The organism is Streptomyces sp. NPDC002144 (assembly GCF_053593695.1).
This window is the reverse complement of sequence record NZ_JBSFDB010000068.1, coordinates 24,297-38,714: the sequence shown is the minus strand read 5'-3', so window position 1 is coordinate 38,714 and position 14,418 is coordinate 24,297. Positions and strand designations below refer to the sequence as shown.

Genomic DNA, 14,418 nt, shown 5'->3' with positions numbered 1-14,418 from the left:
CCTTGCCGTTAGTTCGGGGCAGCTGCTGTCTGAGAAGCAGAAAGCTCAACCCGCGAGGGAAGAATCTCCCTGCTTCAGCTGGGGGAGAAGTCAAGTTGAGAACCTCAGTCCTGGGCGGGTCAGAGCAGATTGGGCAGGAGCCGGGTGACCTGTTCCGCCACCTGGAGACCGATGGCGCCGAGCGGTCCGGTGAACACGATCCAGGTCTGGCGGCGTCCCCAGCGAAACCAGGCCCAGACGGCTGCCGCGGAGGCCGCGGCCAGCGCCTGGAGCCAGAGCACCACCTGCCACCAGACGACGGTGTCGCCGCGGAGGGGGAGTTCACTCGACGGGAGGGAGTCGGGGGCGATCCGCAGGGCCGGTGTGTCGGCCGCGGCGCCGATCAGGTCGGCGTCGAGGCGCAGCACGCCCTTCGGGAGGTACGGCGGCCCGGTCGCGGTCATGAGGACGACACGGCCCTTACCCGCGGCGGGTGCGGTCGGGGCGCGGTCGCCGGCGTGGCGCTGGTCGAGGACGCGGAAGGTGAAACGTCCCTGCCCCGTCGTGATCCGGAAGGTGTCGCCGGGGGCCAGGCCCGCCAGGTGCCTGAACGGTCCGCCGTATGCGGCGGCCCGGCCCATGATCACGCTGGTTCCGGCCTGGCCGGGCAGCAGGGTGTCCCGGCGGTGGCCGGGGCCCTTGGCGAGTACGTCGGAGTCCGTGCCTTCGAAGACCACCTCTCGGACGTGGAGCTTCGGGATCTCCAGCAGCATCAGCGGTGTGCCCGGCCTGAGCAGCCGCCCCTGCTGGTCGGTCTGGGACACCGCCACTGTCCCGGCGGCCAGTTCGGCGCGCAGCTTGTCGAAGCCGGACGACTGGGCGGCGCGGTGCTGCAGTGGGCTGAGGAGGACCAGTTGGGCGCAGATGCCGATCAGCAGCACGCTGATCGTCAGCAGGGCGCCGGCGGTCACGTAGGGGCCGAGCAGGGCGCGCTTGTTGGCCTTCGCCGTCTTGCTGCCGGGGGACGGACGGACGGTTTCCTGCGTTCCGGCGGGCGTGTCGATCGTCGCGGTCACCTGGGGAACCTCCCGCCGGGTCGGCGAGTCGTACGGCGGACGAAGGCTTGCGCTGCGGAGAGTGCGGCGGCCGTGCCCCGGGGACGCCAGCCGGCCGCGAAGGGGGCGATCAGTCCGGCGACGGCGCCGAGGCCGGCTCCGAGGGGCAGGGCGAGTCGCAGCGGGACCGCCGGGTCGGCCGGGGTGAGGCCGCTCGCGGTGCTGATCAGGTCGGGGGCGGTGCCGCCGTGCGGGGCGGCCGAACTGCCCGACGGGGAGGCGGTGGTGCCGGTCGGGGTGCCGGTGGTGGACCCGGTACCCGAGCCGCCGGTGGTGGTGTCCGCTCCCCCGGTGCCTGCCGTGCCTGCGCCGTTCGCGGAGCCGGTCGTGTCACCGGCCGTGGTGGGGCCCTTGTAGGACTCCAGCGTCTTCGCGGCGGCGAGTGCCGTGGCGCGCTGTTCGCTGTCCAGCGGTGCGTAGCCGGGCGGCAGGTCGCCGAGGTCGATGCCGGTGTGCTGGCCCGCCCGCACGGCGTAGCGCAGCAGCGCGGCGTAGCTTCTGCGCTCCGCCGGCTTGACCTGGCCGGGGCGGACCACCGCGTCGACCAGCATGGTCACGGGGTAGGCGTGTGTCCGGGAGGCGGTGACGGGCACGACGGCGGGGCTGCCGGTGGCGGAGGCCGCCGCGGCGGTCAGGGACGCCGGGGTCGGGGCGATGTACTGGCCGGCGGTGTTGCGCAGGCTGGCGGTCTGCAGCCCGTACCGCGCGGCGGAGGCGGCGTCGGTGACGACCAGTTGGAAGCGCTGGCCGACGTTCTGGGGACCGGGTGACTTCCACACCGGGGGGTTGGCGTTCGCGTCCCAGCTGGACTTCCACAGCTGGTCGCCGCGGCGCGCGTGCTGGGCGGCGAGGAGCATGTCGTCGACGTAGGGGTGGAAGTCGGTCATGCCCTGTTTGACGGTGGCCTCGGCGGAGCCCGGCGGGACGGTGGTCCACGGGTCGGCCTTGGGGTAGTCGTCGCGGGCCGCGGTGAAGCCGTAACCGGTCGGGTTCAGGTCGGCGTTGGTGCTGTAGTACGGGTTGACCTGCGTGCCGTACTCGTCGGGTACGCCGGCCAGGAAGCGCCGGGCGCTGTTGTCGGCGAGCACGTAGTTCCACAGCTGCCGGGCCGCGTCGGTGTGGCCGAGCGCCACCTCGAGATCGGTGTCGGTGCTGGGGTTCTCGGCGATGGACTGGTTGGCGTACTCGGGGTTGAGGGCCAGGAACTCCGGGTCGGACAGCAGGCCTGCGGGGTTGTTCTTCGCCCAGCCGTAGCCCCCCGCGGCGGTGAGGGTGGCGGTGCCGCCGGAGTAGACGGTTCTGACCGCTCCCCAGGGGGAGTTGCGGTACGACTCGGTGAGCAGCTTGGCGATCAGCCGGGGGGTGAGCTTCATCGAGGTGAACCGGGTGCCGTCCAGGGCCTTTTGCTCCTTGGTGGCGGTGGAGCCGGGTTGTCGTTCGATGGTGAAGCCGATGACGACGCCGGAGAGCGCGACCGGGGCGTAGGTCACCTTGCCCGTGGGCGTGGTGGTGCCGTCGTCGGAGCCGAGTGGTCGGGTGACGAATCCGAGGGTGTCCGCGCCGGAGGTGATGCGGGCGCGGGTGTCGGCGTCGCCGAGCTGGGTGAAGCCGTAGACGGTACCGGTGGCGCAGAGTTTGGCCTGCCAGCTGGTCATGGCCTCGGCGACGAGTTCGCTGCCGATGGTGTCCTGCTCGTCGGCGCCGATCTTGCAGGAGGCGCCGACGGGGTTGAAGCCGAGCTTGACGGCGATGCGGTTCTTCCAGTTGGTCGAGGAGACCGGTGAGCCGGCGTTGACCTGGGTCTGGTCCTCGTAGGGCTTGCCATCGAGGTCGAGGTGGCCCTGCGGGACGATGACGAGCCAGCAGGAGCGGCCGGTGACGGTGCCGTCGGCGTGGGTGACCGGGGCGCCGCAGCCGAGTTGCGGTGCCTCGTTGGCGGTCTGGGTCTCGAAGATCTCCGAGCCGGTGCCGTCCGCCTCGGTACGGGCGAAGTCGATCTCGTTGGTGGTGGAGTGGTTGAAGAGCTTGTTGTTCTGGGTGCCGCTGGTGACGACGGTGCCGTCGACCGCCTTGAAGGGCACCTCGCCCAGGCCGTAGGGCATGGTGGAGCCGTAGGTGTCGTCGTCGCCGTAGTGGCCGGGCCTGGCCCGGTAGACGACGGCGCGGGTGTCGTCGTCGCCGTTGCCGGGCCAGTTGGCGCGGTCGGTGGTGGGTGAGGCGCCGTACTCGCACTGGGTGCGGGGCGGGCCGGGGTTGGTGGGGACGGTGCCGTCGTCGTCGCCCCAGCACTGCATGATCTGGACGAAGTCCGTGTTGAACTGGCTTCCGGCGAAGGTGGTGGGTGTGCCGCCGGTCCAGGAGACGGTGACGGCCCGGTCCGTGAGTCCCTGGGTCTGGCTCACGGTGAACCTCATGCCGGCGAACTCGCTACGCCCGGAGACGGTGACGGCGGAGCCGGTGGCCGATGGCGTTCCGTCCTCGGGCGCCGCGCCCGCGCCGGGTGCCGCGGCCACGGAGACCAGTGCACCCATGAGGGCACCTACGGCCGCTCCCACGAGTGTGCGGATGAGCTGATGTGTCCTCACTTCTGCTCCCCCTTGTCGCCCCTGGCCGTGCCGGCCCGGCGGCCGGCCAGCACGTGTGCGGTGACGGCGGGGACCAGAACCACCACGAGCAGGGTGATCCCGGCCAGAACCATCAGGGTCTGCCTGGCGCTCCAGCCGTCGTCGGCCGACAGGGAGACCGGGGAGGCGAGCACCGTCGTGGCGCCGTTGCCGCCTGCGGCGGACGTATTGACCGTCTGACCTGTGTCCGGGTCGACGCTCGCGCCGCTCGAAGGGCCGGTCGGTCCGGCCGCTCCGCCTGTCGCCGCCGTACCGCCGCTCGTGCCACTGGCGGAACCGGCTCCACCAGTGGTGCCACCGGTGGAACCACCGCTTGAGCCGCCGCTGTTCGCGGTCGTCTGCCGGGCACCGCCGGAGCCGGTGGCGCACTGACGGGTCGCGCCCTTCTTGTCGCAGGCGGGCGGCATGGGCGCGGTGGTGGCCAGCCGGTTGGTGCCGTCCGCGCTGAAGGTCGGGTTGTTGCAGCCCTTGACGTTGATGTTCTTGGCTACCACGCCGGGGATCTTGCGGATCTGGTCGAAGCCCGCCTTGACCAGGTTGATCGGCAGCGGCGAGTAGCCCAGTTCGGGCGCCTGTTGCTGGCCCTGGCACATGAAGTAGTAGGAGAACGCGCCGAGTGTCGTGCCCTTGGCGGTGGTGAAGGTCCCCTGCACCCTCAGCGGGAGGATCATGTACGAGTAGCTGGAGAGCACGTAGGAGCGCGGATCGCTGTCGGTGTAGACGGAGTCCAGGTTCTGGGTGAGGTAGTCCGCGGAGCTCTTGTTGGTGTTGATCTTCGCCTTGAGCAGCGACACCGCGACGTTCTGCGCGGTCGGCTCGGTGTAGTAGCCGGCCGCGTTCAGCAGCTTGGCCACGGGGTAGTGCGCGTTGAGGGCGTAGGAGTAGTTGACGTACCCGATGGAGCCCTCGCCGTAGCCCTGGGAGATGTAGCCGGCCACGCCGAGGTCGCCGGACTGGGCGATCATGCCGGTGACGGTCGGGTAGTACGACGTCTCGCCGCAGGCGTTGCTGCGGCCGACCTTGGCGCAGTACGCCTTCCACAGCGCTGTCTGCCGTTTGGCCATCCAGAGCGTGAACTGGGCCGAGGCGCCGGAGCCGTCCGAGCGGACGACGGGCACGATGGCCCGGTGCGGCAGCTTCAGGGCGGGGTTGTCCGCGCGGATCGAGGAGTCGTCCCAGTAGCGCACGGCGGCGGTGAAGATCTTCGTCAGGGTGGGCTGGCTCAGCCGCAGGTTGGTGACGCGCTGGCCGTTGATCGTCAGGTGGTACATGAACGCGGTGCCGCCCGCCACGATCGGCATGTACGCGTACGACCCGGCCACCGGCCGCTCCGGGGCGGAACCGTCCGTCGGGTTGGTCTGGAAGGGGATGTCCGAGACCGCGAAGTCCGTGGTGCCGGCCAGGAACTGCTGGCGGCCGTAGGAGGAGCCCTGCGGGGTGTAGGAGATCTGCATGCCGTACTGCCGGACGTCGCGGCGCCACTGGTCGACGGCGTTGAAGGCCCAGCTGGAGCCGGCTCCGCTGATGGGGGTGTAGCTCACGGCGGTCGCGGGAACGGCGGCGCCGAGCAGCAGTGCCGCGGCCAGGACCAGCGCCGCGACGGCGGCTCGCGGGGTGGAAAGTATCCGACGGAGCATCAGTCCACCTCGGTGGGAGCGGGGTTCGGGTCCGGGGTCAGGGGGGCGGTCGGGCCGTCGACGGCCGTGGCGGCTGCCTCGAAGCGGTCCAGGTCGTGCCGTGAGCGGCGGGCCGCCCGCCGGGTCTGGCGAGGGCTCAGCTGTCCGGGGCCGCGGCCGCCGACGACGCGGGCGAGTGAGAAGAGGAGCAGGACCAGGGCCAGCAGCACCAGGGCGGTACCGAAGGCGCGGGTGATCATGGCCGGTTGGGGCGACCTGACGAAGGTGAACACCGCCAGCGGCAGGGACATCATGGGGCCGTGCGTGGGGTCGGCGTTGAGCGCGGCCGTCGCGCCGGCCGTGAGGAGCACCGGGGAGGTCTCGCCGATGCCGCGCGCGGTGCCCAGGATGACGGCGGTGGCAAGGCCCGAGCGCGCGGAGGGCAGCACCACGTGCCACACGGTGCGCCAGCGCGGGGCGCCCAGTGCCTCCGCTGCCTCGGTGAGCGTGCCGGGCACCAGGCGCAGCACCACGTCCGACGCCCGGATCACGATGGGCAGCATCATCACGCTGAGGGCGAGCCCGGCCGCCAGGCCCGACTTCTCGAAGCCCAGCATCAGGATCCAGCTCGCGTAGACGAAGAGGCCGGCCACGACCGACGGCAGCGCGGTCATCGCCTCGACGATGGTGCGCACGAAACGGGAGAACCGTCCCGGCACCTGGCCGAGGTAGACGGCGCAGGTGATGCCCAGCGGAATGGTGACGGTGAGGGCGATGGCGATCTGCACAAGGGTGCCGACGACGGCGTGTTTGACGCCGCCGACGGTGACCGGGTCCAGCGGACCGGCCGCCTGCATGTCCTGCGTGTAGAAGCCGGCGTGCGGCAGCGCGTGCCAGCCGCGGGCGGCGGTGAAGCCGATGACGAGGACCAGGCCGGCGAAGAGCAGTGCGGCGGCGGAGCCCAGCACGGCGGTGAGCAGGCGGTCGCGCACGGCGGGCGCGGCGGAGGATCCACCGGCCGAGGCGTCCATCCACACCAGTACGGCGTAGACCAGCAGGAAGATCAGGTAGGCCACGACGGCGAAGCCCAACGCCCCGGAGAGCGGGGCCAGTTGGCCGAAGAGCAGCCAGGCCAGGGTGAGGCCGGTGGCGGCGGCGCCGCCGAGGGCGAGCAGGTCGTCGCGGCGCGGCCCGCCCAGCCGGCGCTGTTCCTCCGGCTCCGCCGGCGGCTCGGGGCGCGGTACGACGGTGGTGGATCCGGGCGTGGTGGCCGGGGGCTTGTCCAGCGTGGTCGTCATGGGCTCAGGCCTCGCTCTGTGCGCCGGACCGGGAACGGGCCACGATCGAGGACGCGGTGAAGTTGACCACCAGGGTCAGCAGGAACAGGGCGAGCCCGGCCGCCATCAGCGCGGAGACACCGAAGGCGGAGGAGTCGCCGTAGTGCAGGGCGATCAGGGAGGACACGGAGTTGGAACCGGTCTGCAGGATGTGCGGCTGGATGGTGAAGACCGGCGAGATGATCAGATAGACGGCGATGGTCTCGCCCAGCGCGCGGCCGAGGCCGAGCATGGTGCCGCCGATGATGCCGCCGGCCCCGTATGGCAGGACCACGCTGCGGATCATGCCCGCCCGGGTCGAGCCGAGCGCGTACGCGCCCTCCCGCTCCCCCGCCGGCGCGCGGCTGAACACCTCGCGCATTACCGAGCACTGGATGGGCGCCACCATCAGCGCGACCACGATGCCCGCGACGAACGTCGAGGCGGTGTACACGCTGGCGGAGGCGAGGGGGTCGTCCTGGTGCGCGCCGTCGACGTGCAGGAACGGGATCCAGCCGAACCAGGTCGACAGCCAGCGGGACAGACCGATCACCTTGCTCTGCAGGAAGAACAGCCCCCACAGGCCGTAGACCACCGACGGCACGGCGGCCATGAGGTCGACCAGCGCGACCAGGGTGCGCCGCAGTCGGGCCGGCGCGATCTCGGAGATGTACAGCGCGGTCCCGAGCGCCAGCGGCACCGACACCAGGACGGCGACGGCCGCGATGAGCAGGGTGCCGGTGAGGACGGCGGCGATGCCGAAGTCATGGGTGTCGGGTTCCCACCGCTCGGTGGTGAGGAAGGAGAATCCGGCGGTGTGCAGCGCCTGCAGGGCACGCAGCAGCAGGAACAGGCCGACGGCCGCCATGATGGCGAGCACGGCCAGGCCGGAGCCGCGCAGCGCGGCCCGGAAGATGCGGTCACCGGTGCCCCGTGCGGTGGACAACGGCCGTGGCGTGTCCTCGCCCGGCGCGGTCAGCGGGTGGCCCAAGGTCCTCGTGCTCCTTCCTGGTTTCGGTTTCGGGTACGACGGCGCCCGGGGCCGGAGCCGGTGGGGTGCCGGCTCCGGTCCTCGGGGTGCTCAGTAGCTGGTGATGCTGATGCTCTTGGACTTGGCGTTCACGTAGCCGCTGCCGCCGTAGCGGATGCTGAGCGTGTGCTTGCCCTTGGAGAGCCTGGCGATGGTGATGGTGACCTTGCCGCCGCTGAGGGTGCCGCTGCCGACCAGCGTCGAGCCGTTGTAGATGCGGATCTTGCCGGTCGGGGTGGTGCCGGTGGCGCTCACCTTGACGGTGATCACGGCGTGCTTGGTGTGGCTGACGCGGGCCGGGGCGGTGACGGTCAGCGTCGGGGTGGCCTTGACGACGGTGAAGGTGATGTTGTGGCTGGAGGCGGCATGGGTGCTGTCGCCGCCGTAGCGGATGCTCAGGGTCTTGCCGCCGACCGCGCCGAGCTTGGTGGTGGCTACCTTGACGGTGGCCTTGCCCGAGGTGTTCAGGGTGGCGGAACCCACCTTGGTGGAGCCGTAGTAGGCGGCGACGGTGCCGGTCGGGACGGCGGCGTCGCTGTGGCCGACGGTCACCGCGACCGACTCGGTGCTTCCGTAGGAGGGCTTGGCCGCCGAGGCCGTGGCGGTCACGGTCGTGGCCGTCTTCACGGCCGCGGTGGCCGTGGTGGCGTCGCTGTTGCCGTTGATGTTCGCCGCGTAGACCGTGACGGTGTACGTGCCGGCCGTAAGGCCGGTCAGGCTCGCGCTGGTGGTGGAGGCCGCTACGTCCTTGTAGGCGTAGCCGCCGACGGTCGCACCGGTACCGTCCTGCACCGTCACGCGGTAGTCGCTCACGGCGGCGCCGGCGGCGGGGGCCCACGACAGCTTCAGCGTGCCGCCGCCCGGCGTCGCGGTCACGGTCGGGGCCGCGGGGACCGCCGTGGAGAGGTTGCCGTCCTCCAGGCCTCCGCGCTTGACGTGCTTGTTGGTGGGGTCGGCGATCCCGTTGTAACTGACGTTCAGGAAACCGAACTTGGCGATCACCGACTGGGCGGCGGCTGAGTCCAGCGCCGCCGTGTGGCCGGTGTCGGTCACGAAGACGTCGTAGAGGGCCTTGTCGAAGAAGACACTGGTCGGGTCGATGGCCCGGGTGGAGACCACGTTGGAGACGTCGCGGCCGAAGGTGGTGTCCGCGAAGAAGTCAGAGTTCGAGGAGATGGTGCCGTCGCCGTTCTGGATCACCGGCGCGGTGTAGGTGCCGCTGTTCTCCTCGTCCAGCGCGCCGACGAACGCGCCGCCCGTGACGGCGGTCGAACTGCGGTCCGGGGCCGTGCCGTTGTGCTGGGCGACGAAGCTGGCGACGGAGAGCGGGACGATGTCGCCGGCGTTCTCGATGACGCTGTTCAGACGGTTCTGCTGGACCGCCTTGCCCTCGTGGTCCAGCGTGTCGACGTTGCTCCCGAGCTGGGCGTCGGTGACACCGATGGCCTTCTGGAAGAAGGAGCGGGTGCCGGAGCCGGAGTTGGGGATGAACGGGTGGATCGTCACCCCGCCGATCTCCGTCAGCGCGCCGGTGTAGATGTCGTGCAGCTGCTGCTTGGTCAGCTGGGCGAGAGCGGAACCCTTGGCCGCGTAACCCACCGCGTCGCGGGCGAAGGGGATCGCGGTCAGCGCGGTGCCGGAGACGGCGGGCGCGCTGGTGTTGCGGGCGAAGTCGATCTGGTCCTGGATGGCGACGGTGCCGTCGCTCTGACTCGAGGAGACCGCGGCGGCCGGCGTTGGCCCCGTTGGGACGCAGGAACTTCGGCCCGCTCGTCCGGGTCTGGATCTGCGAGGTCGTGGAGCCGGTGCCCGGCTCGGTCGCATCGTAGGACGCGAGGGTGTAGCCGTCCGCGGTGACCGCGGTCGAGGCGTAGCTGGTGCCGTTGACGGTCTCACCGGCCAGCGCGTCCAGGACGTCCTGGGTGACGTCCGAGCCGACGCCGACGAGCTGGTGGGCGGTGACACCGGCGCCCGGGTCGGCGTACGCGGCGGTGGAGGTGAGGGCGAGCGGGGTGGCGAGCGTCGCGATGACGACAGCGGTGGCCACAACGGAGATACGTCTCTTACGCATGGGTGAACTCCTCGGAAGGCGTGCCCGCCACGCCGGCCGCAACCGAGCGGGAACGCGCGGAGGCGGTGGACGCGGGCAGGGGAAAGCGCGGGAAAGCGGAAGACCGCGGGACTGAACGCCCAGAAGACACCGCTGGTGTCGGCCGGACGTCCGGAGGGAGACGAAGGTGCCTTGGCGTGCCCGCGCACGTGGGGGTCACGGCCGGGAGGAGTGAGCGCGCGTGTGAGTGTCGGTCCGACTCAGCAGCAGGCCACGGCGACGCCGGGGCAACAGCTGGCGCTGCCCACACGCATCAGATCGACGGCGCGACGCCGAGTCAGCGCCGGGGAGGATGTCCGAATCACGGCGGGAACAGTAGCAGCGACCTTCACATCGACAACACAAGTCGCCGCCTGTCTCACATGTCGACACAGCCGTGGCCGAATATGCCTTTTTCGCACCGGTTTCTTCACGTCGTTTTTGAGACAGAGCGATCTCACATGGTGTCGGCCGCCCCCACGGTCCGCGCGCAGGTGCGCCGGTACGCCGACACCGCGCCTCCACCAGGCACGCTCCGCCGTTCATGCATTCCCTATAATTCCTATCGGATTACTAGGAAAAGAGGCCGGTCCTCCCGGTGGACGAATGCACCACGCCAACCGACAAGCAGCTTGAGGAGACCACCCACCATGGGCGTTGCCACTATGCCGTCCCAACCCGCCCCGGCCTCCGACCGGAAGGGGCCCGGCCGCGCCCACTGGCTGCACGTGGCTCACGAGACGGCGGACGACCTCGCCACGGACGCGCCGGCCAGGGAGCACGCGGGCAAGGCCCCCTTCGCCGAGGTCGCCGGACTCCGTGAATCCGGACTGCTGACCCTGCTCATACCGGCCGAACTCGGCGGAGGCGGCGCCGACTGGCCCACGGCGTACGCCGTCGTCCGGGCGATCGCAGCCACCGACGCCGCGATCGCCCAACTCCTGGGCACGCACTACTTCCTGTCATGGAGTGCCCGGTGCTTCACCGAACCCGACCTCGCCACTCGCATCGAACGTCGATCAGCGACGGAGCAGTGGTGTTGGGGAGGAGGCTTCGCCGCTCAGGACCCCCCGCTGATCCTGACCAGGAAAGGGCGGGGCTATGTGCTCGAGGGCCGGCAGAGCTACGCCACCGGAGTTCTGGTCGCCGACCGCCTCGCGGTGCGGGCCGAGCGAGCGGGCAACCGCGAACCAGTCGCCGTCGTCGTCGCACCCACCCACCCCGGAGTGAGGATCGACGCCGCGGAAGCCTTCGGACAACGGCTCGCGGCCGGAGGTGACGTGGAGTTCGACGCCGCGCCCGTCACCGTCCACGACGTACTCGGCTCCCTCGCCGCCGACGACGACGTACTCTCGCCGTCGGCCGCTCTGGCCTCACCGATCGGGCGCCTCCTCTCCGTCCAGCTCCTTCTCGGCCTCGCCGAAGGCGCACTCGCCGAAGCACGCGAGTACAGCAGGATGGGCCAGTCCTCCTGGCGCCCCTCCTGGCCGGACGGCACTCCCCAGGATCCGCACGTACTGACCACCTACGGGGAACTCACGATCCTCACCCGCTCCGCCGCCGCACTCAGCGACCAGGCACTGACAGCCGTCCAGGACGGACTGGCACGCGGCGAAGACCTCACCTACGACGAGTACGCCGACATCTCGGTCCACGTCACGATGGCCGAGGCCACCGCATCCAAGGCCGCACAGGAAACCACCAGCCGCGCCCTGGACATCGTCGGCTCCCGCTCCGCATCCGCACGCCTGGGCCTCGACCGCTTCTGGCGCAACGCCCGGGCGCACACCCTGCACAGGCCCGTCGCCCACCAGATCCGCGACGCCGGGGACTACTTCCTCAACGGCGCCCACCCCCCGTTCGTCCTGCCGGCCTGACCGGGAAACCAGGAACGCCGGATCAGCGGCAAGGGCCACAGGTCGTCGACCGCGCGCGAGTTGCGGGTGCGGGTGCGGGTGGATCCTTTTCCCGGCAGATGGGCCTGCGACAGATAGGCCGCGGCCCGCCGCAAAACCTCATTCCCCTGCTCCAGCAGCTTGATCCGCCCACGCGCTTCCCGCGGTTTCGCGCTCTTCTGCCCGGTCGTTCCCGGCCCGGTCCCGTCGTCGATGTCCGCGCGGCGCATTCACTTCCACAACGTCATCGGATGGACTCCGAAGTCGGTGGCCACCTGGGATGTCACCCGATCGTGCGGCAGACCCCGTATCCGCTGGCTCAATGCGACGTGTTGCCGACTCGCTTCCGGGCGCGCGTGTACCGGGTGCAAACATGGTCCCGTCCACGTCGTGTTCCCCGCTGCACCGCCAGGCTGATGTCGTGGTGCGGATTCGGCAGCTCGAAGAGCAGGTCGGAGACTGCCCGACGCACCACTGGCGAGGCGCTGAACAAGGAGTAAGTTCCACCACGCCGATCTCGGCCCAGGAGACGCCTGCCGGAGCCAGCCGGTCCCGGTCGAGGGACGAGCACCGCCGTGTCGAGGCAGTGCTGGCCGAGGCCAACGGCCCCTTCCTGACCGACCCGGAGTGGCCGACGCGGCTCATCGCAGCACTCGATCTGCTGCGCACCCACATCCTCAAGGGGCAGGACGGCGCCTTCCGCTCCCGCTGGCCCTGCTGAACACCGAGCAGCGGGAGGCCCTCGAGGCAGTACGGGCCCGGACCGGCATCTGGGCACCGGAACCAGCCGCGTGACCGACACCGCCGCCCCTCCCGTCCGCCCAGCGCAGGCCTCTGCTGACGGCTGCGTAGAGGGAGGGGCACCGCACCGATCTCCGGAACCCCGGCGCGCCGCGACCCGTCACCGCCAGGTCCGAGGGCCGCTGGGCCGGGGCCGTTCGGCCCTGTCGCAAGTCGGGCGTAGTGACTTCACTGTTCCCGCGGTCCAACCCGGGCTTGAACATCGCCCGTGGGCTCGGCACAGCAGTCCTGCTAACGGGTGGGGCGGGTCGGGGCGCGCCGTGCGAGGGCCGTGTACTGGGAGGCGAGTGGTGATGATCGGGGCGGTGGGGCACACCGACCTGGCTCCGCTGACGCGGAAGCTGGTGGAGGCCGAACTGGCCGCGGTGCTGGGGCGGTCGCCGGGCCGGGCACGCGGAGTCGTGCGGACCGGCGCGGGGGTGCCGGTGCTGTTCGGGCGGGCGGTGCGGGCGGTGGGGGGCTCGCTTGTCGTGGTGACGCCCACCCAGGCGATGGTGCCCGCGTTGCTGCCGACGCACGACCAGGTGGCGACGGGCGAGCTGGTGCGCCTCGCCGAACTGGTGCGCCTGCTGCCGTACGACCCCGCCGACCGTGACGCGTGCGTCCGTGCCGACGAGCGGATGATCGCGGACTGCCGGCTGCTGCTGGCGGTCTGGGACGGCTCACCGTCCAACGGCCGCGACGCCACTGCGCATCTAGTGGCGTACGCCCGTGCCCACGGCATTCCCGTACAGGTCGTATGGCCGCAGGGAGCCGAGCGCCTGCCCGCACAACCCCACCTCACCCCCCACGCCGGCGAGGCGGGACACCTGCGATGACCAACGGCACCACCTCCGTCCACCATCTGAGCGTCCCGAACCGGCCGAACGAACGAGCACCGAGGAACAAGCCGGCGGGCACCGTCGGAGCCTCCCGCGCCCTCGCCTGGCTGCTGATCGTGGCCGGCTCCCTCGGCATCCTCGCCTCCTTCGTGATCACCGTCGACAAGATCCAGTTGCTCCAGGACCCGGGCTTCAGCCCGTCGTGCAATCTCAGCCCGGTGCTGTCCTGCTCCAACGTGATGCGCAGCCACCAGGCGTCCGTGTTCGGCTTCCCCAACCCGCTGCTGGGGCTGCTGGCCTACCCGGTGACGGTCACGGCCGGGTTCGCGCTGCTGGCCGGCGCCCGCTTCCGGCGCTGGTTCTGGCTCGGGCTGAACACCGGCACGCTGCTGGGCGCGGGCTTCTGCATGTGGCTGATGACGCAGGCGCTGTACGAGATCGGTGCGCTGTGCCTGTGGTGCTGCCTGGCCTGGGCGTCCACCATCGCCCTGTTCTGGTACACGACCGTGCACAACCTGCGCCACGGCGTCATCCGCGCACCCCGTGGACTGGTGGCCGCAGTGCGGGAGTTCCACTGGGTGGTCCCGGTCACCTGGTACCTGAGCATCGTGATGCTCATCGCCACCCGCTGGTGGGAATACTGGCAGACGCTCCTGTGAGACGAGTCCATCGAGACCGCCGCCGCTCGGACGGCCGGTGAAGAAGGGGCTTTGGACCCTGAGCGGGGGTCCCGCCAGGGACCGTTCGCCCCCAGGGGGACCCGGTGTCCCAGAGCCGATCATGTGGCCGACACATGTCTTGAACAGCTGGAAGGACATCGCCTCCACCATCACCCAATGGCAGCGCGCTCCGTCTCCCCCCGCCCGTAGTGCCCGTGGTGCCGGACCTGACCAGTCCGGCACCTCCCACGAGCCATCCGCGACGGCTTCCGGCGAACCATCACAAGCTGCACGGTGTTCGACAGTTCCACGGTTGTTACTCGGGAGGGCGGGGGTAGGCGTAGACCTCGGCGTGCGGCGACCTGAGGGCGAAGGCCCTGCCTGGCGCCGGCCGGGAGGGTGCGTGCCGCCGCACGAACTCCGCGAACAGCGCCGTGAACGCCTCGTCGTTCTGCCGCAAAACGCCTTACCGG

At 70.8% G+C, this 14,418-nt stretch carries 11 protein-coding genes; 4 read left to right on the top strand and 7 right to left on the bottom strand.

Annotated elements, in window-relative coordinates; genetic code table 11:
- Positions 1-119: 119 nt before the first annotated feature.
- From ACWCQ1_RS46500 to ACWCQ1_RS46475, 6 genes are all read right to left on the bottom strand, one after another.
- A complete protein-coding gene (locus ACWCQ1_RS46500; protein WP_451029411.1) occupies positions 120-1,055 on the bottom strand; it encodes a sortase in 936 nt (311 codons plus the stop codon).
- A complete protein-coding gene (locus ACWCQ1_RS46495; protein WP_451029410.1) occupies positions 1,052-3,625 on the bottom strand; it encodes a hypothetical protein in 2,574 nt (857 codons plus the stop codon). The genes ACWCQ1_RS46500 and ACWCQ1_RS46495 overlap by 4 nt, the downstream gene beginning before the upstream one ends.
- A 50-nt stretch (positions 3,626-3,675) precedes the next feature.
- Positions 3,676-5,355, bottom strand: a complete 1,680-nt coding sequence (locus ACWCQ1_RS46490) for a substrate-binding domain-containing protein (protein ID WP_451029409.1) — start codon at positions 5,353-5,355, stop codon at positions 3,676-3,678.
- On the bottom strand, positions 5,355-6,632 hold the full coding sequence (gene pstA, locus ACWCQ1_RS46485) for a phosphate ABC transporter permease PstA (protein WP_451029408.1): 1,278 nt from the start codon (positions 6,630-6,632) through the stop codon (positions 5,355-5,357). Before pstA ends, ACWCQ1_RS46490 begins: the two co-directional genes overlap by 1 nt.
- A 4-nt stretch (positions 6,633-6,636) precedes the next feature.
- On the bottom strand, positions 6,637-7,641 hold the full coding sequence (pstC, locus tag ACWCQ1_RS46480) for a phosphate ABC transporter permease subunit PstC (protein WP_451029407.1): 1,005 nt from the start codon (positions 7,639-7,641) through the stop codon (positions 6,637-6,639).
- Between the two features lie 90 nt (positions 7,642-7,731).
- The gene (locus ACWCQ1_RS46475; protein ID WP_451029406.1) at positions 7,732-9,504 is read right to left on the bottom strand and encodes an Ig-like domain repeat protein; all 1,773 of its coding nucleotides are present in this window, start codon (positions 9,502-9,504) and stop codon (positions 7,732-7,734) included.
- Positions 9,505-10,419: 915 nt separating this feature from the next.
- Between ACWCQ1_RS46475 and ACWCQ1_RS46470 the strand changes: the two genes are divergently transcribed.
- The 4 genes from ACWCQ1_RS46470 to ACWCQ1_RS46455 all read left to right on the top strand — a co-directional run bounded on the left by ACWCQ1_RS46470 (position 10,420) and on the right by ACWCQ1_RS46455 (position 13,945).
- A complete protein-coding gene (locus ACWCQ1_RS46470; protein WP_451029405.1) occupies positions 10,420-11,646 on the top strand; it encodes an acyl-CoA dehydrogenase family protein in 1,227 nt (408 codons plus the stop codon).
- A gap of 439 nt (positions 11,647-12,085) precedes the next feature.
- Positions 12,086-12,385, top strand: a complete 300-nt coding sequence (locus tag ACWCQ1_RS46465; RefSeq protein WP_451029404.1) for a hypothetical protein — start codon at positions 12,086-12,088, stop codon at positions 12,383-12,385.
- Between the two features lie 373 nt (positions 12,386-12,758).
- The gene (locus ACWCQ1_RS46460) at positions 12,759-13,283 is read left to right on the top strand and encodes a hypothetical protein (RefSeq protein ID WP_451029414.1); all 525 of its coding nucleotides are present in this window, start codon (positions 12,759-12,761) and stop codon (positions 13,281-13,283) included.
- On the top strand, positions 13,280-13,945 hold the full coding sequence (locus ACWCQ1_RS46455) for a vitamin K epoxide reductase family protein (protein WP_451029403.1): 666 nt from the start codon (positions 13,280-13,282) through the stop codon (positions 13,943-13,945). Before ACWCQ1_RS46460 ends, ACWCQ1_RS46455 begins: the two co-directional genes overlap by 4 nt.
- 316 nt (positions 13,946-14,261) lie before the next feature.
- Here ACWCQ1_RS46455 and ACWCQ1_RS46450 read toward each other — a convergent pair whose 3' ends face one another.
- Positions 14,262-14,405: a hypothetical protein gene (locus tag ACWCQ1_RS46450; RefSeq protein WP_451029402.1), complete on the bottom strand. Its 144-nt coding sequence runs from the start codon at positions 14,403-14,405 to the stop codon at positions 14,262-14,264.
- Positions 14,406-14,418: the final 13 nt, after the last annotated feature.

Coding starts and splice junctions, on each gene's coding strand:
- ACWCQ1_RS46495 (WP_451029410.1), bottom strand. CDS start 3,625: ATGGGTGCACTGGTCTCCGTGGCCGCGGCACCCGGCGCGGGCGCGGCG.
- ACWCQ1_RS46490 (WP_451029409.1), bottom strand. CDS start 5,355: ATGCTCCGTCGGATACTTTCCACCCCGCGAGCCGCCGTCGCGGCGCTG.
- pstA (WP_451029408.1), bottom strand. CDS start 6,632: ATGACGACCACGCTGGACAAGCCCCCGGCCACCACGCCCGGATCCACC.
- ACWCQ1_RS46475 (WP_451029406.1), bottom strand. CDS start 9,504: ATGCGACCGAGCCGGGCACCGGCTCCACGACCTCGCAGATCCAGACCC.
- ACWCQ1_RS46470 (WP_451029405.1), top strand. CDS start 10,420: ATGGGCGTTGCCACTATGCCGTCCCAACCCGCCCCGGCCTCCGACCGG.
- ACWCQ1_RS46460 (WP_451029414.1), top strand. CDS start 12,759: ATGATCGGGGCGGTGGGGCACACCGACCTGGCTCCGCTGACGCGGAAG.
- ACWCQ1_RS46455 (WP_451029403.1), top strand. CDS start 13,280: ATGACCAACGGCACCACCTCCGTCCACCATCTGAGCGTCCCGAACCGG.